We start from the raw sequence: 21,406 nt of genomic DNA, 5'->3' as shown, positions 1-21,406 counted from the left end.
TTCGGCAAGTGGGTCGGCGTACATCTTTCTGCGGAGAATCATCGGCAGTTGTGGGTGCCGCCGGGTTTCGCGCATGGCTTCGTCGTCATTTCGGAGTCGGCGCAGTTCCTCTACAAGACGACCGATTACTGGTTCCCCGAGCACGAGCGCAGCATCGTGTGGAACGATCCCGCGATCGGCATCGAATGGCCGATCGACTTCGAGCCGTTGCTGGCGGCGAAGGATGCGGCGGGCAAGCGGCTCGCCGAAGCCGAGTGTTTTGAGTGACTCGGGGACTGTGGCCCATGCCTGAGCAAGCCCGCGATCACGTGATCCTTGTCACTGGCGTCAATGGCCAGGTGGGTTTCGAACTGCTGCGGACATTGCAGGGGCTCGGACGCGTCGTCGCGGCTGACCGAGCCATGCTCGATCTCGGCAGTTCCGACGCGATTCGCCGATGCATTCGCGAAGTGCGGCCCACGATGATCGTGAATCCCGCGGCGTATACGGCAGTCGATCAGGCCGAAACTGAGGTTGCCGCCGCGAGGCAAATCAACGCGGATGCGCCCGCGACCTTGGCCGAGGAAGCGAAGCGCGTCGGTGCACTCCTGGTTCACTATTCGACGGACTACGTGTTCGATGGCATGTTGGATAGACCGTATCGAGAAGACGATCTCACTCATCCGTGTAGCGGCTATGGTGCGACCAAACTGGAAGGCGAGCAGGCGATTCGCGCATCGGGTTGCGCGCATCTGATCTTTCGCACGAGCTGGGTATATGGGCTGCGCGGCAAGAATTTTCTCCTTACGATGCTCAAGCTCGCTGAACAACGATCGGAGTTGCGCGTAGTGGCCGACCAGTTTGGCGCGCCAACCTGGGCGGTCACGCTTGCCGCACTCACTTCACACGTGCTGGCGCAGGGTGCGAGTGCTGCAGAGGCATGGCCTGAGTGGGCAGAACGCGTAAGCGGAACCTATCATCTAAGCGCGACCGGCAGCACGTCGTGGGCAGGCTTTGCGGAGGCGATATTTGCTCACGCGAACCTGCCTTCACCGCCGCGCGTGACACCGATCTCGACAGCTGAGTACCCGGTTCCCGCAATTCGGCCTGCCAATTCCCGGCTCGATTGTGCGAAGTTTGCTGCGACGTTTGGGCTGGTTCCACCAAACTGGCGCGAGGCGCTCGAACTGTGCCTGGGGCAGGCACGATGAGCCCAATTGAGGCGGCCGAGGTCGGCGCAGTCATCGTCTTCTATCATCCCGACAACGCCTGTATCGAGCGCGCCAATCGCGTCGGTCGCATGTGTCGTTGTGTCGTCGTGGATAACACACCCGCTGGAAGTGCTGAGAACGAGGCTAGGCCGTTATTGGATCCGGGGATTGCATATTTGCCGAACGGACGCAACGTGGGGATTGCGACGGCGCTGAATCAGGGCGTTGCGCAACTGATCGCCGATGGTCGCATGTTCGCCATGCTGTTCGACCAGGATAGCGAGCCAACCGAAGAGCTGATCGGAGAGTTGACGAGCGTACTGCGCGCATGCGAGCAGCGCCATGAGCGCGTAGCGGTGGCCGGTCCCGCGTATGAGGATGCGCGGCTGCGCGGCGTGGCACCGTTTGTCCGCTTTGGCTACTTCAGGCTCAAGCGCGTCATGCCGGTCGGCGAAGTGCCGCTCGAGGTTGATTTTTTGATTACGTCTGGTTCCTGCATCAACCTGGCATGCTGGAGCGAAGTGGGACCCATGGACGATGCACTGTTCATCGACCTGGTCGATACCGAGTGGTGCATGCGTGCGCATGCACGTGGATATCGTGTGCTCGGTGTGCCATGGGTTCGGATGAGCCACGAACTGGGCGGCAAGCCCATCCGTGCGTTCGGGCGTAATTATCCGATGCATAGTGCCGTGCGGCACTACTATCTTTTTCGCAACGTGGTGGCGCTGCTCAAACGTGGTTATGTACCGTTCTCGTGGAAATCGACGGAGCTCGTCAAATTGCCAGCCCGCTTGCTTATCTACATATTGTTTATTCCGGACGCGCGCAAGCACGTCCAGATGGCATTGCGCGGCCTTTGGCACGGACTCGCGGGGCGCATGGGCACGCTGTAACGAATTGTGAGAGAGAAGAACGTGAACGTCAGCAGTCAGTCAAACTGGCCGATGCGCGGCGTGTCGGAGAGGGCGAATGAGTGCTTCGCCAGATCGAGCGTCAGGTTCGGGTTATAGGCGGGGTCGTGTTCTAGAAGCTTGCCCCAACGGTCTTTGATGAGTTGTATTTCTCGAAGGAATCGCTGGGCTTTTTCGGGCGAGAGGTCTGGTCCGCGCGTGGCTGACTCGTGGTGATAGAGTTCGGCGTGCGGTGTCCAGACGTTACGGTATCCTGCTTCGCGAACACGAAGGCAGAAGTCGACGTCGTTGAACGCAACGGCGAGTTCTTCGTCCAGGCCGTGTACCTGATCGTAGACCGAGCGGCGCACGACGAGGCAGGCGGCAGTGACGGCGGAAAAGTTTTGCGTCGAGACGGCGCGGCCGAAATAGCCGAACGAGCCGCGCCGCAGCCGCGTATGGATATGTCCTGCGATGCCCCCGATGCCGAGCGTGACGCCACCGTGCTGGAGCGTGTCGTCGGGGTACCAGAGGCATGCGCCGACTGCGCCGTTGCCGGGTTGGGCCGCGATTGACACGAGCTCTTCCAGCCAGTCTGGGGAAATGACCTCGATGTCGTTGTTGAGCAGGCAGACGAACTCGCCGTTTGTTCGTGCCACGCCCGCATTGTTGAGCGCGGAGAAGTTGAATGGCCTGTCGTCGCGGAGGATCTCGATGTTGGGGCGTGCGCGAAGCGCTTCGAAATACTGGAGCGTTTCGGGTTTCACGCTGCCGTTGTCGACGATGAGAATCTCGAAATTCGGATACGTGCTGCGTGCGAAGATGCTTTCGATGCACTGTTGCAACAGCTCTACGCCGTCACGGGTCGGAATCACGATGGAGACGAGCGGTGGCGGCGAAGGCAGTGTGTAGCGAACGCGCATGAGGCCGATGTCGCTTGCCGTCTGTTCGACCGTTGCGGCCACACCTGTTCGGCGCAGGTGGTCCTGGACGGCACGGATTCCTGCTTCGAGCGCGTACGGCTTTTCGGAGCCGGCCGCTGCGGTGCTGCCAGGAATGACGCGCCAGTGGTATAGCACGTGCGGGATGTGGTGAACAGCAGCGTGTCCGGCGATCTCGACGCAGCGCATGGTGAGATCGTGGTCCTGGCTGCCGTCGAAACCTTTGCGGAAACCGCCTGCCTCTCTGACGAGAGTCGTTTCGTACACACCGAGGTGCGCGAAGAGATTCTGGCTCAGGAAGAGCTCCGGATTCCAGTCGCTCTTGAAGTATGGGCTGATTCGCTGGCCTTCTGGTGACAGCTTGTCCTCGTCACTGTAGAAGAGGCGGGCGTCGGGATGCTCGTTGATCGCCTTCGCGACCATGTAAAGTGCGTGCTCGGGAATGACATCGTCGTGATCGAGCAACGCGACATAGTCGCCCGTTGCGAGCGCGAGGGCACTGTTGCTCGCCTCAGCAATGTGGCCGTTGTGTTCGCGAAAGACGACCTTGATGCGCGTATCGCGATCGGCATATTGCTTGAGCGTCGTGCGCACCGCGGCATTGGGCGACGCGTCGTCTGCGATGCAGAGTTCCCAGTCGGGATAGATCTGCGCGCCTACGGAGTCGAGCATCTGCTGAAGGAGCGAGATGTCAGTATTGTAAGTTGGCACGACAATCGAGATCAGCGGACGTCGTGCCAGAGCGTCAACCGCATGGCGCAGGGTTGCACGCTTTGTATCGTCGATCTGGTCGTGTTGCTCGATCCAGCTCGCGTAGGCTTCTGGGCTGTCCTCGAAGGTTGAACTGGCGAGTATCCGGTTGGCGCGACGCGTGATGCCACCCAAGCCCTCCTTGCGCAGGATGGCGTAGTCGTGTGTGAGGGTGTTCCAGAAGCCGCCATGCATTCGCACGTGGCGTGCGGCCGACTGGATTGCCTGGCGCACACGCCGTACGGCACCGAGGTCCGTGGTCGCGTTCGGTGCGTCGCTGGAGGGAGACTTGGTCATGGGCGGATGGATGCGGGAAGTACGGTCGAGGCGTAAGCAGACGTGCCTTACGCTGAAGAGTCGATTATAGCGGCGCGGCCGGGTTGCTCACCACGCGTTGGCGGGCAATGGAACTATAGGGTAGTCACATTTACAATACTGCCTCGCTATCAGAAGTGCCGGACGTTTGGCATGACGGCTACTCGGTACCGATTGGCTGTGGTGAATGGTGACATGGTCAGCAATTTATTGGGGTTATAGGGTCACACTCAACATGCAACAACAATCTTTGGTGCGAGGCGGCGAAAGCCGGGCCGCACTTGCGCTGCGCGATGTGATTGATGGGGTCAAGGCTTACCCGATCTGGATGACGCTCGCGTGGCAGGACATCCGTCAACGATATCGCCGTTCTGTCCTTGGGCCATTCTGGATTACGCTGACGATGGTTGTGACGATAGCCGGCATGGGACCGCTCTATGGCGCGCTTCTCAATATCAAGATGGAGGAATTCGTTCCCTATCTGGCGTTGGGCATCATCACGTGGGGCCTTATCTCCGCGTTGATTCTCGATGCCTGTAACGCGTTTATCGGCTCCGACAGCATCGTTCGCTCGGTGCGGCTGCCAATTTCTCTGCACATATTCCGGGTTGTCTACCGTAACATGCTGTTCTTCGCTCACAACGTACTAGCGTACGTTCCGGTGATGATCTACCTGAAGATTCTCCCCAGCGCGCAATGGCTCATGGTCATCCCGGGATTGCTCATCATTGTCATTGCGGCGATACCGCTGTCGGTGATACTCGGCATTTTTTGCGCGCGCTTTCGCGACATGCAACCGATCGTCGGCAGCATTGTTCAGCTTGCGTTCTTCGTTACGCCGATTTTCTGGAAGCCGAACGCACTAGGCCATCGGGCATATGTCGCGACCTACAACCCGCTCTATATGTTCATCGAACTCGTGCGCGGGCCTCTCTATGGTCCGTTGCCGGATGCTTCGGTCTATATCGGCACGGGGATTACGACTGTGATTCTGTTCGCGATTGCAATCCCGCTGTTCATTCGTTTTCGCTCCCGTATCGCATTCTGGATCTGAGTCATGGCGTTTCTCAAACTGGATAATTGCAGCCTCAGCTTGCCGGTCTATGGTGCGGGCAACCGGTCGCTAAAACAAATGGTGCTGTCGTCGGTGACGGGCGGCCGGATTGCTGCGGACAGCCGTAAGCTGACCGTCGTTCAGGCGCTGCGCGACGTATCGCTCGAAATCAACGCCGGGGACCGGGTCGGCCTGGTGGGACACAACGGCGCGGGCAAGACCACGCTGCTGCGCTTGCTGGCCGGCATCTACGAGCCCACGGCAGGAGTCATGCGAAGCCAGGGCCGCGTTACGAGCCTGCTCGATCTCACACTCGGCCTTGATTACGAAGCCACGGGCTACGAGAACATCGTCCTGCGCGGCCTTATTCTCGGTTCGAGCAAAGCTCAGATGACGCATCTCACACCGCAGATTGCCGAGTTCTCGGAACTCGGCGAGTATCTCAACATGCCGGTACGGACATACTCGAGCGGTATGGTGCTTCGTCTTGCATTCTCGATCGTTACTGCAGTACATGCCGACGTGCTGCTGATGGACGAGTGGCTGAGCGTCGGCGACGCTGATTTCGTGAAGAAGGCCGAGAAGCATATGGAGGAATTCGTTGGTAAGGCCGACATCCTTGTCCTCGCTTCTCACAATCGCAAGATCATCGACGATCTCTGCAACGTGATCATCGAAATGGAAGGCGGCACGGTCAAGAACGTGCACCGGGTCTGAAACGGCTATATGCATCGACGGCGTAAAGCATGGGCGCTGGCTTGTATGCCTGCATGGCAACACTTGTTGCGAGGGCAGGCCGGATTGCGCTGGACCGCCGCCCCGGGCGCACTGACGAATAGCGTCGTTTGTGCACACGGCGCCGCCACGGCGACGATGAATCACGCGCGCGCGGAGGCTGCATGGCGGGACTGAGGGTATTCGTTACAGGGGAGCTTTTCCCCTTCACGGCAGGCGGAATCGGGCGCGCTATTGCGAATATGCTCGATCAGCCCGAGGTCGCATCCACGGGCGAGCCTCGCGAGCCGCGATTCGCGGTCGTTTTTCTCGGCGAACCGCTCGATCGCGCGCGCTTCACCGAGCGGTTCCCTCATGTGTTGCTCGTCGATGCTTCGCCGCGCACGTACGCCGAACGCGATGAAGTGACGGGATTGCGCTACGCCCCCGTTGACTTTTATACGACTCATCCCATGCACGCGGAGTCCGTGCGCGCGATGCAGGCGCTCAAACGCCTTGAACGCGAACGCGGCGCGCTCGAATACGTCGAGTTTGCCGACTGGGGAGGGGCAGCATTTGCTTCAGTTCAGGAAAAGCGCCTTGGGCTCGCGTTTGAACAAGCGACGCTTGCCGTTCGTCTGCATACGTCCGATAGCGTGCTCAATGCCGTGGAGGGCAAACTCGTCGATCATATGTCGCTCGCGTTCTATGATCTCGAGCGCAAGGCAATAGCGGACTGCGATCTGATAATTGGTCAGGCGCCAGGGCCAGCGGCCTTTATGCAGCGTGTTTTCGATTTCGAGGACGACGAATGGACTCCTCGTCTGGTGATAGACGCGCCGCCCGTGATGCTTGATCGGGGAGAGGCGGCGAACGAATCGATATTGCCGACGCTCGATACGCCCGTTGTATTTTCTTCGAAGATTCAGCGGATCAAGCGGCCGGACGTTTTCATACGAGGGTGCCTCGCATTCCTGAGAGCGCGACCGGACTATCGCGGTCAAATCCGGTTGATTGCCATGGTGGACGATGCTGCGTACCTTGAAGAGGTGCGTGCACTGGTTCCGGCAGCGTTTGCGGGGCGTTTCGAATTTGTGCAGGGCACGTCGTCCGAGCAAAGGCACCGCGCCATTTGCGAATCAGTGTGCGTCTTTCCTGGCACCTTCGAATCGTTTTGCCTTGCGGCCTACGAGGCATCGTTTGCTGGAGCCTTTTGCGTTCTGAATGGCGCCAACCCTGCATTCGATTCATCTTCGCCCTGGCTTGACGGACACAACTGCGCGAAGTTCGACGGCTCGCCCGCAGGTCTCGCACGCACGTTGTCGGCGGTATTTGCTGCGCCAAAAACCATGCAGCCGGTTTCCGTCGTGCCTGGTGTGCGGCCATGGTGTCTGAAGGCGTCGCCCCAACATGCCGATAGCGAAGAACCGAGAGCGCCGTTGCCGCTCGTCAGCGTACTGGTCCCGCACTTCAATCTTGGGGTGTATCTCGCCGAGACGGTCGACAACGCTCTTGCTTCTGATTACCCGAATCTGGAGGTGATTGTCGTTGACGATGCATCGACCGATGAGCATAGCCTCGAAGCTGTGCGGCGACTCGAGCAGCGCAACGATCCTCGCATCCGTGTGGTCAGGTCGCCGCAGAACCGGGGGCTCGCGGGAACGCGCAATGTTGCGGTCGAACACGCGCGCGGCGAGTTTGCGCTGACGCTCGACGCCGACGACCTGATAGATCATCGTTTTGTCGGCGTCGCCGCGGCGACGCTGGCAAAGCATGCTGACGTCTCGTTTGTCGTGCCACAGACCGCGTATTTCGACGACGAGCCGGGTGCAAGGCCCCAGCAGGATGACTGGTCGTTGTGCATCACGTTCATTGGCGAAGCGCGCTCGTCCGGGTTCGTGCAAAACCGGTTTTCGACGGCGACGCTCATGTCGCGTATGGAAGTGCTGCGCTCAATGCGCTACAACGAGACATTGAGCGCATTTGAGGACTGGGATCTGTATTTGCGCTCGATCATGATGCGCAAGCGGTTTGTCGTGACGAATGCAGTTCATTTCTATTATCGCCATCGCCGGAATTCGATGATTCATTCCGAGGCTGCAACGCGGCGCATTGGGCTTTACTACCACGATATCGTGCGTGACAAGCAGATAGCGTTTGGTCGCATCCGTTTGCCCATGTTTGTGCTGGAGGGTATCAACGGCGGATTGCAAGGCGAGTCCGTTTCTTCCTTGCGTGCCCGGCTCGCCTTGTATGAGAACAGCCCGACAGTTCGAGCGGCCTTGGCTTTGCGTGCCCAGCTTGACCGTTTGCCGGGTTGGACGCGAGGCCTTCTCAAGTGGCTGGGTGGACGCATCAGGCAGGCACGGAGCGCGTGAGTGTCCGCAAGCAGGTGTGAAGCAGGAACAGTACACAGGACCCGGTAATGGCAAAGGTGAACGAAAACTATTGGCGGCAGCAGTCGGGTGCCGAATACGAGCAGCAGCAGAAGGGGCGTACCGAGCAGGGCCGCAGCCGCTACCGCGAGCAGGAAGCATGGCTTGTCGCGCATCTTCGTTCCGAGAGTGAGCGCCTGGGGCGTCCGCTCAGCGTGCTGGACTTCGGCTGCGGGTTCGGGCGCATGGCGCGCGTGCTTGCTGCGTGCCCGTTCGTTGTCTATCACGGCTATGACTTTTCGCCGTCGATGGTGCAACAGTTGCTGGATTCCCCGCCGGAAGGACTGCCCGACGTGGCCGAACGCGTTCGTGTGGCATCGAGTGTGACGGATGCATTTGGAGTACAACGCTTCGATGTGGTCTTTACCGTGTCCGTGCTCATTCACAACGCGCGCGAAGATGCCAGGAGTCTGATTGGCGAAATGCAGACATTGCTGCGCGATGACGGCTATTTGCTTCTCATCGAAAATCAGATCGTTCCATTCGATCTGCGCGAGAATAACTGGCACGGCGGCTGTTGGGTACACGATTATGCGGGGGACCTTGCTGTCGATTCCAGCGTGCTGATTTTTCAGGACGCAGTTGAAGAGCACGGTGTGTACCAGATCCGTCCGGTGCGTGATCGCAGGCGCGAAGTCCAGATCGCGATTTCGGGTGAGCCGGTGCGCGCATTGCCCGACGCAGAACGCTTGCAACTCGGCCTTGCGCGTCTCAAATCGGCGCTAGCCGGGATGCAAGATGAATTGGCATTAGGCAGTACCGCAACGCTCGAAAGCAAACTTCACGATCTCGCGGAAAATTCCGAGCACCAACGCCGCACGCTGGATGAGCAGGCCCTCGAACTCGCGGCCGCGCGCGACGAATGCAGCCGCCTGCGTGAGGAATGTGAAAGTCTACGGGAGCAGTGTGCAAACCTGCGCAATGTACAGGAGTTGAGAAGTCGCCTGCACGGCCTCGTGGCCGAGGTGCACAAGGAAATTGCCCCTATCCACGTTGTGCCCGTTGCATCTAATGACGCGGCCCAAAATAGTTTCTCCAGCGCATTTCCCGAGACACCGTCCGTGGAGTGGCAAGCGTCGCGCGACACGATCTATGCGAATGAGGATGCTCATTTCGACCGCGTGTGCCATATCTTCCATCACGACTGGATGGGAATTCGGTCGGCGGTCGGAGCGTTGCCGGGCCATAAGCTTTCCATCCCGTCGAACAAATCGATTCCCGTACGCGAAATTGAGGCGATCATGTGGCGGCTGGCCGACCTGAAGATCGAAAAGATCGTGCTGCACGGCATATCCGATGGCATGTATATGCTTTCGCGTGCGTTCTCCAAGAACGGCTTCGACAAGCAATACCTCGTCTGGCACGGGACGACCACGCAATGGGTGTGGGAGGACGAGCGGCGTTACGCGCAAATGGCGATCAAGATGGCTCGCGATGGGCGTGTGAAGCGCTTTAGCGCTATTCGCCGTGGCTTGGGACCGATCGTCGGTGAGCGAAACTTCGCGCCGCAGCTCGTCAACATGCCGCCCAAGGTTAACCTCGGGGTCGTCAGCCGTCGGGCGAGATGCCCCGGGCAGTTCACCGCGCTCGCGCCGTCGTGGAACGACTTGCGCAAGAACTTGACGACGAATGTACTGGCGGCGCATACCGTGGATTCGGTTGATTCGATCTATGTTGTCGCGAAAGACTTCCAGTTGCCTAGGTGGCTGTCCACCAAGGTGAAGAAAGTCGGCTACCGCGACCACGCGAGCATGCTCGAATTGATGGCTACGATGGACCTCGTGCTGAACGTGACGACGATCGATTGCCACCCAATGGTCGACCTTGAGGCACTTGCAGTGGGTACGCCAAGCGTGCGTGGGCCATTGTTTCTCGATGGGCTCGAGGATCATCCCTACGTCGGCCTCACGTCGGTCGAGAATCCGATGAGTGTGGAGGATGTCGCCGGTTGCATTCGGAATGTCCTTGCGACGGATGAGTCCGAGCTTCGCGGTCTTATGAACGACTACACAGAACGCCTGCGCGATCTCTCGATAAAGCGCTATCGTGAATTCCTGGAAATCTAAGGATGCCAAATCAATGAGAGTATTCGTTACGACGGAGCTGTTTCCATTCACGCATGGAGGGATTGGCCGGGCGATCTCCAACATGCTGTCTACACTTTGCGCAGATGACGCCGCCAATACGGCCGTGGTGTGGGTGGGCGACGCTATCGACTCTACAGCTTTCGCGTCTGTCTATCCTTGCGTCAAGTTGGTGATGGCTACGCGCACCAACTATGAACTTGTGGACGAAGAGGGCATCAGCTATCCGCCGGAATGGGCCTTTACGGATACGGAGTGGCACTGGCGCTCAGTGGCGGCACTGCAAGGGATCAAACGGCTAGTGCGCGACGTGGGGGCAGCCGACTACATTGAGTTTCCCGATTGGGGCGGGCTTGCCTTCGCGACGGTCCAGGAAAAATTGCTGGGCCGTGGATTTGGCGACAGCGTGCTGGCGGTGCGTCTGCATACGGCCGACAGTCTGCTCGCCAACGTCGACGCGCGTGCGCTCGACAAGCAAATGTTGGCCATTTTCGATCTCGAGCGCAAGGCCCTGGCAGATTGTGATCGTATCGTTGCACAATTGCCAGAAGTGGGCCGCGCAGTTCAGCAATTCTTCGGTTTTGCAGACGAGGATTGGGTGGCGCGCCAATGTGTCCACGCTCCGCCTGTCACCCTCGACTTTGGCGGGGTGGCGACCCAGCCAATCAGGCCAACTGAAGATACACCGATCGTTTTTCCTTCGAAGATTCAGCACCTAAAGCGCCCGGATCTCTTCCTGCGTGGGGCCTGCGGTTTCCTGCGCGCAAATCCGGCTTATCGCGGGTCGATTGTCTTTGCTGCGCATTCCTCCCCGGAGGCCAAGGCGAAGATCCAGCGCATGATCGCACCGGATTTGAAGGGGCGTTTCGTGTTTATGGATTCGGCGAGTCCGCTGGAGCGCGCCCGGTTGATTACACGTTCGATTAGTGTAACTGCTTCGCCATTCGAGTCGTACTGTCTTTCGGCCTATGAGGCGTCGCTTGCTGGCGCAGTTTGTGTGCTTAACGGCGTCAATCCGGCGTTCGGCGATCGCTCGCCCTGGCGTAACGGTGAGAACTGCGTCAAGTTTGATGGCACAGCGGAGGGTCTGGCTGACGCGTTGACGCACGCGTTCCAAGGCGACGTACATACAGTTGTGGAAGTGCCGAGCGACCCAGTTCCTTGGGCCTTGGCACGACCTGTCTCATCTGAATCTGTTGGCCGTGCGCAGAGACCCCTCGTTTCCGTCGTCGTACCCCATTTCAATCTTGGCGCGTACCTGCCTCGCACGCTCGATTCCGTGCTTGCATCGACGTACGAGAACATTGAAATCGTCGTGGTGGACGATTGTTCCACCGACGAATTGAGCCAGCTGACAGTGGAAAGGCTTGGCGCAGCCGGCGAGCGTTTGAGAATCATTCGCAATCCGATGAATCTTGGCCTTGCGGCAACGCGCAACGTGGCGCTCGAGCATGTGCGCGGCGAGTATGTCTTGACGCTCGATGCTGATGACCTCATTAGCCCATCGTTCATCGCGCTGGCGATTGACGCGTTGCAGCGCAATCCCGCGTATGACTTTGTGGTTCCCCAAACGGGATTTTTTCTCGATACCGAAGAGGGGCAGATAGGCGAGCAGGCGGCATTCACGGATTACGCAGTCTTCTACGGCGAAGCGCGCGCCATGGGTATGTATGAAAATCGTTTCTCGACGGCCACGTGTATCGCGCGCACTGCGGCCTTGCGTGAGTTGCGCTACCGCGATGAGCTTGAGGCATACGAGGACTGGGACCTCTATAGCCGGGCAGTAGCGGTGGGGAAACGATTCATTGTTACGAACGGCATACATTTCTTTTATCGGCGCCGGGCCGATTCGATGTATCACACGCCGGAGCGGGTGGCACGGCATCGCTCGCTTTATCACTCATTCCTGTCGGGAAAGGCGATTGAAGCAAGTGCAATGAAACTGCCGCTGTACGTGCTGGAAGGCGGTCAGCCCTCATTGGCCGATGCGCGTGGAACGCCGGACGAGTTGCAGGTTCTGCGGGGGCAGATGGCGTTTTATCAGAACAGTCGGGCAGTGTTCCTCGCAATCAGGACGCAACAATGGTTGAGCTCGCGGGCGCCTTGGGCCATCAAGGCTGGCCGTAAGGCCCTTGGTGTGGCGCGCAAGATCCGCAGGCGACTACGGACGTGATGCTTGCCGCCTCCGAATGCTTGATATACTTCCCGCGAAGTGTTGGTCGTGGAAGTAACGATAGCGTAAAGTAATGCATGGAATCCCTTCGCGCAGTGCATTATATGAGCGTGTTCTCAGGATTATTTTCGCCCCGTAGCAAGCATGTGGCGCATGTTGAACAGTGCGACATCAGTCACGCTGCGCACGGCAACTTCTATGGGGTTTGATCGAAGATGGGTTGGCTTCCGTGTCGATCGCGCTGAATAATTGTCGTAATCAGGTGGATTGCAGATTATCTGACGGGTGCAACGTGTTCGCAGCGAAAAAATCGTGAATTCAATATATGGAACGCTGATTGCGCAAACCCCATGCATGGGACCTAAATTTACCAGCCTGCTAAATCAAATATGAACACGACTCTCGTGCGCGGCAAATCGAAAATAGATGTTTCCGTGGTGCTTAATATGCACCGTGAGGGGCCGTTTCTAAAAGCAACCTTGGCGTCTCTTAGTGCCTGTGCTCTTGAAGCTCAGGCGGACGGCCTGGTGTGTGAATTAATCGCAGTTTTTGATAGAACTGACGAAATCACGGAAAGGGTATTTTTGGAAACGCCTTTGAGCGGCTTTGTCGATGTCAAGGTTGTAAAGATCGAAGTCGGTTCACTGGGGTTGGCTCGAAACGCGGGTATCGACATTTCCGAGGGGAGGTACATCTGGACCGCCGATGGCGATGATCTGGTCTCAAGCAATGCGATCGTGGAATTATATCGAACCGTCTCGTCGAAAGGGGGCAGCGGTTGGGTAGCGTACGTCAATTATCTGATCGCATTTGGTGAGATATTCTTCGTTTCGAAATATTTTGACGATGACTATCTGACGGTTGCGGATTTTGCCATGGATCATCCTTTTGTTTCGAGGATATTCATAGAAAGAAATGTGTTTTCCCGGCTGCGATACGTTGATCTGCATTTGTCAGAAGGATTCGCTTATGAAGATTGGGAATTCGTCACGCGGTTGCGACGCGAGGGATTGCGCTTCTGCGTTGCGCCGGAAACCGCAATGTACTATCGGCAGCGTCCACAAAGCCTTTTGCGGCAAGCGAATGGATTGTCGGCGCGACTCATTCCGCACACGCCGCTTTTCGATCCGGTTTGGTATTCTACGGAATTGGAGCGCGAAAAAAAATCCGCATTGGCTTGGAGTGCATTTGAGGAGCAACGTCATGGCCTTCATCGCTGCAATCCGGTGACGGAAATTATGAATTCGCCCCGTCTATCGCGCGATCTACTGAAAGCATCCCGTATCGATCCCGAGATCGACTTGGCACGGATCGAGAATTCACATGGTCATATTGCGGTGCCGTACCACAGCGATCATTGGGGATTTGCACTGGGGGAAGCATTCAGTATGATCGGCAGCGGGCCGTTCACGGATGTCGTATTGCTTCCATGGCTCAATGCGGGTGGGGGCGAGAAGTATATTTTGCAAGTCCTCCATGCGGTTGCTGAAAGTGATCCGGACGCCCGGTTTCTGGTATTGTGTGGGGAAGCCGCGCAGATGCACGACTGGGCAAATCGCCTGCCGCGGCGATCTGTTCTATTGGATCTCTACAACGCATTTCCGAATTTAAATGATGAAGCACGAAACAAACTGACCGTCAGATTGCTTTTGGCGTGCGGCAAGCAAGGTGCACGCTTGCATATCAAAAGCAGTGTGTTTTCGCACACAATGCTGGATGCGTATGGTGCGGTGTTGCTTAAGCATTTTCAGGGTATTTATTATCGATTTTCCGATGATCAATATAATTGGCGTGGCCACCATCTCGTTTATCCCTCGACGTTGAAGTTACTGCGCAGGGAGTTGCCGCGATTGTCGAAGGTGATATGCGATTGTGAGAATATCGCGCGGCAAGATAAAGAGCGTCTCGGGCTAATGCATGAGCGATACCATACGATCTATGCGCACGTAATGGCGGCGGGGCCGCGATCGCAGACTCGCTCGCCGAGCTATCGCTTGCTGTGGGCATCCCGGGTTTGCCGTCACAAGCGCCCTGAATTACTTGCTCCATTGGCGCGAGCGTTGCAAATCGTTGCGCCACGTATTCAAATCGATATCTACGGTAAGACGGATCCCGGTTACGATCCCCAGGTATTGTTCGAAGAGGGTAATCTGAACTATCTTGGCTCATTTGACGGGTTCGACAAGCTGCCGATTGACAGTTACGATGCCTTAATCTATACGAGCGAACTGGACGGATTGCCCAATGTGTTGTTGGAAGCAATGGCAGGCGGCTTGCCCGTGATTGCTCCCGATGTTGGCGGGGTTAGCGAACTCGTGATTTCAGGGGACACGGGTTATCTAATTGACGCCGAAAGAAGTGATGATGTACTCGTCAAAGACTATGTCTATGCCATTCAGCATTTGTATGCTGAGTGGGAGGCAAGCAGATCGCTTGCCAGTGCAGGGAGGGCGTTAATTGCAGAACGTCACAGCAGGAGTGCATTTATTTCTCGCGTCAAAAGCACTTTTGGACTGGCCAATCAGCCGAGCCAAACGGCGACTGGCGAAACTCTCAACTTGACCGTTAATTAACTTATGCGTTCGTCTTTTTACTGCTATGGCGACGAGGTCAGTATTTCTGTCCTGGAGAGCGCCGATGAAAAAGTCCTGTTGCTGGGAAGTGACTTCGGGTACGGCAATTTTGGCGACATTGCGCAAATGCTCAATACCATCTCTTTTCATAAGGAGATGCATCGGCATCGATGTGTGATCGTGATGGCCGCCGATGCTATCGGCGATGCCCAGTTTCCCGAGTTCGTGCGTCAGGCATACAAAGCGGATGGCGTCATATTTGTTTCTCCTCAGCCGCTTTCTTTGGATGATGGCGGCCTTCCGTTATCTCCTATCGGGATGATGCGCAACGTTGGCGTTGTGCATCTCTATGGAGGGGGATTCCTGAATGACAAATGGGGTGATTTCGTCCTCGGTGTAACGGAATACTTTCTGTCGTTGCTCCAGCCGCAAATCTATGTGGCGTCGGGAGAGCAGGTTACGACTCCATTTGAAGCTCGTGTGGTCGAGCATATTCGAACTTATCGTCCGGTAATGTTTGGTGTTCGGGACCAACTGTCCTACGAATGGATGACGCAGGCAGGATTCGAGCCTTCGTTCTCGTTTGATGATGCAACTGAGGCGCTGCAGACACTAACGGCAAGCTTGCCGCTTCAGCGTGGCCCAGGCCTGTTTTTCCATCTCAACGTATCGGGCTATACGAATAATGTAGCAAATATGTCCGGTATGCCGCGTGAATTGGCGGCACTTGCAGGAAATTACTCTCGCGTGACGATGCTCCAGGCCTACTCGGATCGTCGGATTGAGGTTGTGGATACGCGTGAATCCATGAAGGATCTGGAAAGAAGTTTTCCTTTCTTCGACTACCAGGCCCTGGAACTCGCGCAGCTTGCCTATCGAGGCTGGCCGCGCCTTGCGAATGCAGTCCAAGGAGAAATTGGGTATTCCTGTTCATATCACGTGGCGTTATGGCTCCAACTTGCAGGAGTTCCCTGCTGGCTTCGGGGAAGCAACTTGTTCTATCAGCAGAAGCGCAGGGCCCTGCAAGTCGATCAGGATTTCGAAGCCTTCCTTTGCGATCCGAAACTCGCCGATCACAGTACGAACCTGGAGCGTCGAAAGGAGTGGCTACAACGTCTCAAGACGGCAGTGATGACCGCTCCGCGGTTCAGCAGAAACGTAGATATCCCGTTGTCCGGCGTTTTGCCGGCGAGTGCCTGGAAATTCAAAGGCAACCATGTGCGTCAATTGCAGGAGCAATCGAACTGGGCGCACCAGCAATCTGCAGTCCTTGCGGCGCGGGTGTCCGAGATGGAAGCGTTGACGGAGGCCGAGCGGCAACGGGCCGGCAATCTTTTGGTGCAAATGCAGGAACTGGAATCCGTAAGCACTATTGATCGTAAGCGAGCTCAAGATGCGCTGGCCGAGGCTGACCGGCTGCATGGTCAAATTTCCGGGTTAGTTGGAAAAGTTACCGAATTAGGGGCTCGAACATATTCTGAGCGCAAACGCGCGGATTTGGCAAAGGAGGAAGTCTCTCGATACCATGCGCAGGTGCTTGAACTGACGTCACTGCTCGAAGCGCGAAATCATCACATCTTCGATCTGGACCACTTGCGTCAAGCTGAATGTGACCGCGCAGAATTGGCAATAGCGCAAACAAATCAAATCATTCGGTCTCGAACGTGGCGATGGACCAGGTTTTTGCGTTTTACTGCGCGTGTGATTCGAGGAGATTGGCCATCTGTGAAGGCGAGTTTACGTCGTTTTGCCCGGGGTTCGTGATGTTGTTATAGACTGAGATTTAGAAGCTTGAGCAGACGGTCAACCCCGGATATTTTGCTGGGGCTTATGCGGTTGGGTTGCCAAGCCTGGATAACTTTGCCGGATTTGCAGGGGCATGCATAATTGATGCGTGAGTTTTGAAGATTCCGCGAGATACGAACGAGGCGGACGATGGTGGGGGAGGGCAGCCGAAGAGTTCTTCGGCCGTCAACCGCCGGACGGTTCGAGGTAGGCTGGCCTCTTGGACAAAAACAATATCCGCATGTGCCACGCACGGTAAAAGCGCGATATGGGCGGCACCGTCGGTCTCCATGTAGGATGGGGGCCGTTAGGTGGACTCGATACTCCCAAGAGCTTTACCGAACCTCAAGATGGATTGCACGGCCGCTTACGCTTGACCCGGATCAGTTTGCGCTTTGACGTGCCGCTCCCGGACGCCCTCAAGCTCAATGCCTCACTGACGCCGCGTCCGGGCAGAAGGCGGCCTACGGCATCTCACCGTGATACTCGGGATCCAACCGGCTACAGCCGACTCGTGCCGGCGCGACCGGCCGCGTGCTGCGCATCGTCGAGCAGAATGGCGCCAGCGACGGACTAGGGCCTCATTGGCGAGATCGACACCGCCATCGTCGTGACACGTACCACGCCGCTGGGTCTGGCTCGCGCGGCACTCGGCAACAACAACACGCATCCGGATTTTTATCCCATTGCCAGCGCACTTCCTCGGCCAACAGGTCGAATGCGTAACTCTTCCCGCGCCATTTCGGCCTCAAAACTCCTCAGCATACGCCTCTCGCGATTTTTCAGATCCAATTCAGGGGTTCTCGCGAGAGGTGCGTACGCCTTTGGTTTGGCGATGGCCGTAGACCCAAAGTTTGGCTGAAACGAAGTTCACGACCATGCCGGTGACCGAACCCAGCGCCACCGCAATCAGCGGAGTGTACGCAGTGTTTGGCAACCCTCTGGTTGCGAGCACATAGATTCCATAGTTGCACGCTCCGCCGAACGCCATCGCCGCCAAGTACTCGTTCCATTCGCGCCACAGGGATCGGCCCTGATTGGGCGCGAACGTATATTGGCGGTTGATTTGCCAGGTCACGAAGACTGCGCAAAGGAACGAGATGAGCCGCCCGATGTACGGTCCGGTATGGAGTTTGAGCATCAGATAGAGCATGCCCGCATCGACGAGAAAGCCGATCGTCCCCGCGATTGCGAAGAAGAACAATTGCTTGCGCATTTCAGGTCTCGACTGCGTCGGCGTCGAAGCGGGGGATGGCGAGGTAGCTCAGGCGCTTTGCTTCGTTGCGGCCATGGGTTACGGTGTCCAGCACGATGCCGCCTGTCAGCAGAATGACGCCGAGCAGCGAAAGCCCGCTGCAGAGAACGACCGTGGGAATTCGTGGTACGAGTCCGGTGGCAAGATATGTCTCGAAAACCGGAACCGCCAGCCCTATCGCTAGCGCGAAACAGATGAGGGAGCAACTGAAAAAGAAAGCGAACGGACGTTCCGATTTGAACAGCTTCATAATCGTGGTGAAGATTCTGAAGCCATCGCGATAAGTGTTCAGCTTGCTTACCGATCCTTCGGGGCGCGATTTATAGCTCGTGTCGATTTCAGCAACCGGCATGCGCATGCTGAGTGCGTGGACTGCAAGCTCGGTTTCAATTTCGAAGCCAGCCGAGTGCGCCGGGAAAGTCTTTGCATAGCGGCGCGAAAAGACACGGTAGCCCGAGAGCATGTCCTTGAAGGTCTTGCCAAAAATCGACGCGGCGCATTGCGTGAGGAGTACGTTGCCGAACCGGTGACCGAGTCGATAGGCAGCCCGCTCCTCGCTCAGACGCGAGCCGACAACCATATCGAGTCCATGACGGATCAAACGGTCGATCAGGAGCGGCGCCGCCTGCGCGTCGTAAGTGGCATCGCCGTCAACCATGACGTACACGTCGGCATCGACATCGGCGAACATTCTCCGGACGACGTTGCCTTTCCCCTGCAATGGAACAGAAATGACGCGAGCGCCTGCGGAGCGCGCAGCTTCTGCCGTATTGTCGGTCGAATTATTGTCGAACGCGATGATGCTGGCCGTGGGAATTGCTGCGCGGAAATCGCGTACCACCGTGGCGATAGTGGCGCCCTCGTTGTAGCAGGGGATCACAACTGCAATCTGCAGCGAAGCGGGAAGCGTGACCATGAGAAGTCTTTCGTCCTTCAAGGGCAGGATATTTTGTGCCGTGGATGCGATTCGTCATGCGACACTCTGTATGCCTATTGTAACTGAGTCCTGTTACATTTCCGGACTCTTCGCAGGGACCCCCGCGAGCGGTGAACCTGCGCATCTCGCAATTCAAACCCAGCAGGCGCAGAGCTTTCCATGGCGGCGCCAAAGTGCAGGCTCGAAGCGGTGCGATTATATCGACCATCTGGTGCGCAACAACGGGAAATTTCCGACCAGGTCATTTCGAGGGCGTGCGGCCTGGCTCAACTCCTTCAAGCTTCGTTTCGTTAACCTGATTTTTCGCAGTGCAGGACACAGTGCAGGACATTGTGTTTATGGCGATTCTCCAGCCGGCATGCGGTAGGACAGCTCGCCTCTTGGTCCCGGTCACGGCGCGGTCCTGTAAGATACGTCCTCGTGGGCGGCTAATGCGACTTGTGCGTCGGGCGTGGCGTTGGGCGGACAGCCACAATGGGGCAGATTCTGGGTGGTTCGGGGTTTCGGATGTAAGTGGCTAGATATTCTTGCTGCTGCCTCGGCGTGTACGACATATCCAGGTGGAAGACGTTGAGTTTTTGTAAGTGTTTGCCAGCAAAAATTAAGGAGCAGCGGCACGATGGGGTGAGCCGGACGCTTGGCCTGCGATGGTTCTTGAAGTTCAAAAAATAGGGGGCGCGATGAAGGTAGGCGCGCATGCGGTCGCATAGTTGAAAAAGGGACAAGTAATGGCAGTCGCGTCGCGAGCGGCACGGGGATGGTCCAGCTTTTCGGTGCTTTACGGCGTCTTGTCGCTGTGTGGCTGTCTGCTCTCAGTCCTCTTGTTCTTCCCTGGTATCATGTCGTCCGACACGTCCGATGTCCTGCACCAGGCGATCAGCGGGGTATGGTCTGATTGGCACTCGCCGTTCTACACGTTCGTCTTCAGCCTTCTATGGCCTGCGAAATTTGGTCCAGCGGCCATGCTGCTGCTCAATTGTACGTTGCTATGGCTTGCCATCTACTTCCTTGCGGATAGTTCGCGCAGGCGGTTCGGATGGATCAGTCTGGTTTTCTTCGCCGTACCGTTTTTCCCGGCGCTCGTATACATGCCGGGATTCATTTGGGATATCTCACTACATTCGGTCGTATGGCTGCTCGCATTCGCAGTGATTTACCGAAGCGTGCAGGTTCGCGGAGAGATATCAACGGCGGCGTCTGTCGTCGCGATTGCGCTTGTGGTGGCCGGTGTCCTGGTTCGTCAGAACGGCTGGTTTGCATCACTCCCGTTGGTATTCATGGCGCTGCCGAGCACCTTGAATCCAAAAAAGCGTGGTGCGCTCGTTTGTTTGGTGTTCCTGACGTTGCCGCTTATTTGGTCGGCGTTTGGGCGTATTGCGCACGCTACACAATCCCATGCCGCGCATTCGATCATCACCTATGATCTTGGAGCGATGTCTGCAATCGAGGGGAGGAACCTTTATCCCGGTGTCTGGTCTCCCCCCCAAAGTCAGTCCATTACTGGCGAATGCTTCGAGCGCGATGCCAAAGCCCGCGCGAACGATAATGGTTGGGATATCTACTCTTGGGGGCGATGCGCTTTTGTAACGGAGGCGCTCAATGGGCAACATATTTTTGGCACCGCGACACTCGTGCGTGCGTGGGTGCATGCGATATTGAGCAACCCGGCCGCCTATCTCGGGGCGCGAGCGAACTTCTTCGAGACCTTCATGCTTTCGAGGAATTCACTCCCGATCGTTTCATCGGGTTTGTCTAATGATCAGGCGGGGTATCCCATGCTGCATCCTGATCGGCTTGCGGGTCTGGCAACTGCGATAGGCAAGTTCAGGAACAGTCCGATTTTCAGTCCCTTGACGTGGTTTTGCGTCGCCATGATATTGGCCGGGTTGACGCTTTTCCTTGCCCGCATGAGCAGCGGCGTACGCCGATTAGGTTTGCCGCTGGCGTTTTCGTCGCTGATCTGGATGCTCACCTATGTACCTTTTGGTGTGGCCTACGATTTCCGGTATGTTTTTTGGGCTGTGCTGGCCTCCTTGGTTTGTGCGATTGTGATGATTTGCGAGTTGATCCGAAGCCGTCGTAAGTTATCGCGGTAACAAAAGGAAAGGTGGTTTGCTGGTGTCGGTGGTTTTCGGCAAGCTAGGGAAGTTGTTAATCCGCACGCAAGCACGTACCCGAAGACACGCTCGTGCTCAACGACAAGACCCAGGTCGCGAAAGCCGGCTACGTGCGGCCGGTGAAGAAGAAAAGCTGAACAGCGCAACACTCCGGGCGCCGTGCGCGTGACCCATGAAGAAACGCAGCGTA

At 57.1% G+C, this 21,406-nt stretch carries 14 protein-coding genes; 11 read left to right on the top strand and 3 right to left on the bottom strand.

From position 1 onward, the window contains the following. The 3 genes from U5775_RS36785 to U5775_RS36775 all read left to right on the top strand — a co-directional run. A partial coding sequence (locus tag U5775_RS36785) for a dTDP-4-dehydrorhamnose 3,5-epimerase (protein ID WP_322063051.1) occupies positions 1–267 on the top strand: 267 nt, incomplete at its 5' end. A gap of 17 nt (positions 268–284) precedes the next feature. Next, a complete protein-coding gene (gene rfbD, locus U5775_RS36780) occupies positions 285–1,190 on the top strand; it encodes a dTDP-4-dehydrorhamnose reductase (RefSeq protein ID WP_322063050.1) in 906 nt (301 codons plus the stop codon). Continuing rightward, the gene (locus U5775_RS36775; RefSeq protein ID WP_322063049.1) at positions 1,187–2,086 is read left to right on the top strand and encodes a glycosyltransferase family 2 protein; all 900 of its coding nucleotides are present in this window, start codon (positions 1,187–1,189) and stop codon (positions 2,084–2,086) included. Before rfbD ends, U5775_RS36775 begins: the two co-directional genes overlap by 4 nt. A 35-nt stretch (positions 2,087–2,121) precedes the next feature. Here U5775_RS36775 and U5775_RS36770 read toward each other — a convergent pair whose 3' ends face one another. After that, positions 2,122–4,071 (bottom strand): glycosyltransferase family 2 protein, encoded by a 1,950-nt coding sequence (locus tag U5775_RS36770; RefSeq protein WP_322063048.1) that lies wholly within the window; start codon positions 4,069–4,071, stop codon positions 2,122–2,124. A 253-nt stretch (positions 4,072–4,324) separates the two neighbouring features. Between U5775_RS36770 and U5775_RS36765 the strand changes: the two genes are divergently transcribed. The 7 genes from U5775_RS36765 to U5775_RS36735 all read left to right on the top strand — a co-directional run bounded on the left by U5775_RS36765 (position 4,325) and on the right by U5775_RS36735 (position 16,886). Next, positions 4,325–5,143: an ABC transporter permease gene (locus U5775_RS36765; RefSeq protein ID WP_322063047.1), complete on the top strand. Its 819-nt coding sequence runs from the start codon at positions 4,325–4,327 to the stop codon at positions 5,141–5,143. A gap of 3 nt (positions 5,144–5,146) precedes the next feature. Further along, positions 5,147–5,860, top strand: coding sequence for an ABC transporter ATP-binding protein (locus U5775_RS36760; RefSeq protein ID WP_322063046.1), 714 nt, complete (start codon positions 5,147–5,149; stop codon positions 5,858–5,860). Positions 5,861–6,042: 182 nt separating this feature from the next. Then, entirely contained in the window at positions 6,043–8,235 is a 2,193-nt protein-coding gene (locus U5775_RS36755) for a glycosyltransferase family 2 protein (RefSeq protein ID WP_322063045.1), read from the top strand. A gap of 47 nt (positions 8,236–8,282) precedes the next feature. Beyond that, positions 8,283–10,358 (top strand): methyltransferase, encoded by a 2,076-nt coding sequence (locus tag U5775_RS36750; protein ID WP_322063044.1) that lies wholly within the window; start codon positions 8,283–8,285, stop codon positions 10,356–10,358. A gap of 13 nt (positions 10,359–10,371) precedes the next feature. Further along, entirely contained in the window at positions 10,372–12,549 is a 2,178-nt protein-coding gene (locus U5775_RS36745; protein ID WP_322063043.1) for a glycosyltransferase, read from the top strand. 389 nt (positions 12,550–12,938) lie between these two features. After that, the gene (locus U5775_RS36740) at positions 12,939–15,122 is read left to right on the top strand and encodes a glycosyltransferase (protein ID WP_322063042.1); all 2,184 of its coding nucleotides are present in this window, start codon (positions 12,939–12,941) and stop codon (positions 15,120–15,122) included. Positions 15,123–15,125: 3 nt separating this feature from the next. Further along, the gene (locus tag U5775_RS36735) at positions 15,126–16,886 is read left to right on the top strand and encodes a hypothetical protein (protein ID WP_322063041.1); all 1,761 of its coding nucleotides are present in this window, start codon (positions 15,126–15,128) and stop codon (positions 16,884–16,886) included. A gap of 814 nt (positions 16,887–17,700) precedes the next feature. On the opposite strand, the gene U5775_RS36730 is transcribed toward U5775_RS36735, so the two are convergent. Together U5775_RS36730 and U5775_RS36725 are read right to left on the bottom strand one after the other, a co-directional pair. Further along, complete coding sequence (locus tag U5775_RS36730; protein WP_322063040.1) at positions 17,701–18,123, bottom strand: GtrA family protein; 423 nt, start codon at positions 18,121–18,123, stop codon at positions 17,701–17,703. Between the two features lies 1 nt (position 18,124). Then, positions 18,125–19,078, bottom strand: a complete 954-nt coding sequence (locus tag U5775_RS36725) for a glycosyltransferase family 2 protein (RefSeq protein ID WP_322063039.1) — start codon at positions 19,076–19,078, stop codon at positions 18,125–18,127. A gap of 749 nt (positions 19,079–19,827) precedes the next feature. Between U5775_RS36725 and U5775_RS36720 the strand changes: the two genes are divergently transcribed. Beyond that, positions 19,828–21,195, top strand: coding sequence for a hypothetical protein (locus tag U5775_RS36720; protein WP_322063038.1), 1,368 nt, complete (start codon positions 19,828–19,830; stop codon positions 21,193–21,195). The last annotated feature ends 211 nt before the right edge of the window (positions 21,196–21,406 follow it).

This window comes from Paraburkholderia sp. J63, assembly GCF_905220245.1.
GTDB lineage: Bacteria > Pseudomonadota > Gammaproteobacteria > Burkholderiales > Burkholderiaceae > Paraburkholderia.
Note: the sequence above shows the minus strand (reverse complement) of the source record. Positions and strands in the feature narration are given on the sequence as shown.

What these genes read in the sequence shown, in the direction of transcription:
- rfbD (WP_322063050.1), top strand. Translation starts at nt 285, where the DNA reads ATGCCTGAGCAAGCCCGCGATCACGTGATCCTTGTCACTGGCGTCAAT.
- U5775_RS36775 (WP_322063049.1), top strand. Translation starts at nt 1,187, where the DNA reads ATGAGCCCAATTGAGGCGGCCGAGGTCGGCGCAGTCATCGTCTTCTAT.
- U5775_RS36770 (WP_322063048.1), bottom strand. Translation starts at nt 4,071, where the DNA reads ATGACCAAGTCTCCCTCCAGCGACGCACCGAACGCGACCACGGACCTC.
- U5775_RS36765 (WP_322063047.1), top strand. Translation starts at nt 4,325, where the DNA reads ATGCAACAACAATCTTTGGTGCGAGGCGGCGAAAGCCGGGCCGCACTT.
- U5775_RS36760 (WP_322063046.1), top strand. Translation starts at nt 5,147, where the DNA reads ATGGCGTTTCTCAAACTGGATAATTGCAGCCTCAGCTTGCCGGTCTAT.
- U5775_RS36755 (WP_322063045.1), top strand. Translation starts at nt 6,043, where the DNA reads ATGGCGGGACTGAGGGTATTCGTTACAGGGGAGCTTTTCCCCTTCACG.
- U5775_RS36750 (WP_322063044.1), top strand. Translation starts at nt 8,283, where the DNA reads ATGGCAAAGGTGAACGAAAACTATTGGCGGCAGCAGTCGGGTGCCGAA.
- U5775_RS36745 (WP_322063043.1), top strand. Translation starts at nt 10,372, where the DNA reads ATGAGAGTATTCGTTACGACGGAGCTGTTTCCATTCACGCATGGAGGG.
- U5775_RS36740 (WP_322063042.1), top strand. Translation starts at nt 12,939, where the DNA reads ATGAACACGACTCTCGTGCGCGGCAAATCGAAAATAGATGTTTCCGTG.
- U5775_RS36735 (WP_322063041.1), top strand. Translation starts at nt 15,126, where the DNA reads ATGCGTTCGTCTTTTTACTGCTATGGCGACGAGGTCAGTATTTCTGTC.
- U5775_RS36730 (WP_322063040.1), bottom strand. Translation starts at nt 18,123, where the DNA reads ATGCGCAAGCAATTGTTCTTCTTCGCAATCGCGGGGACGATCGGCTTT.
- U5775_RS36725 (WP_322063039.1), bottom strand. Translation starts at nt 19,078, where the DNA reads ATGGTCACGCTTCCCGCTTCGCTGCAGATTGCAGTTGTGATCCCCTGC.
- U5775_RS36720 (WP_322063038.1), top strand. Translation starts at nt 19,828, where the DNA reads ATGGCAGTCGCGTCGCGAGCGGCACGGGGATGGTCCAGCTTTTCGGTG.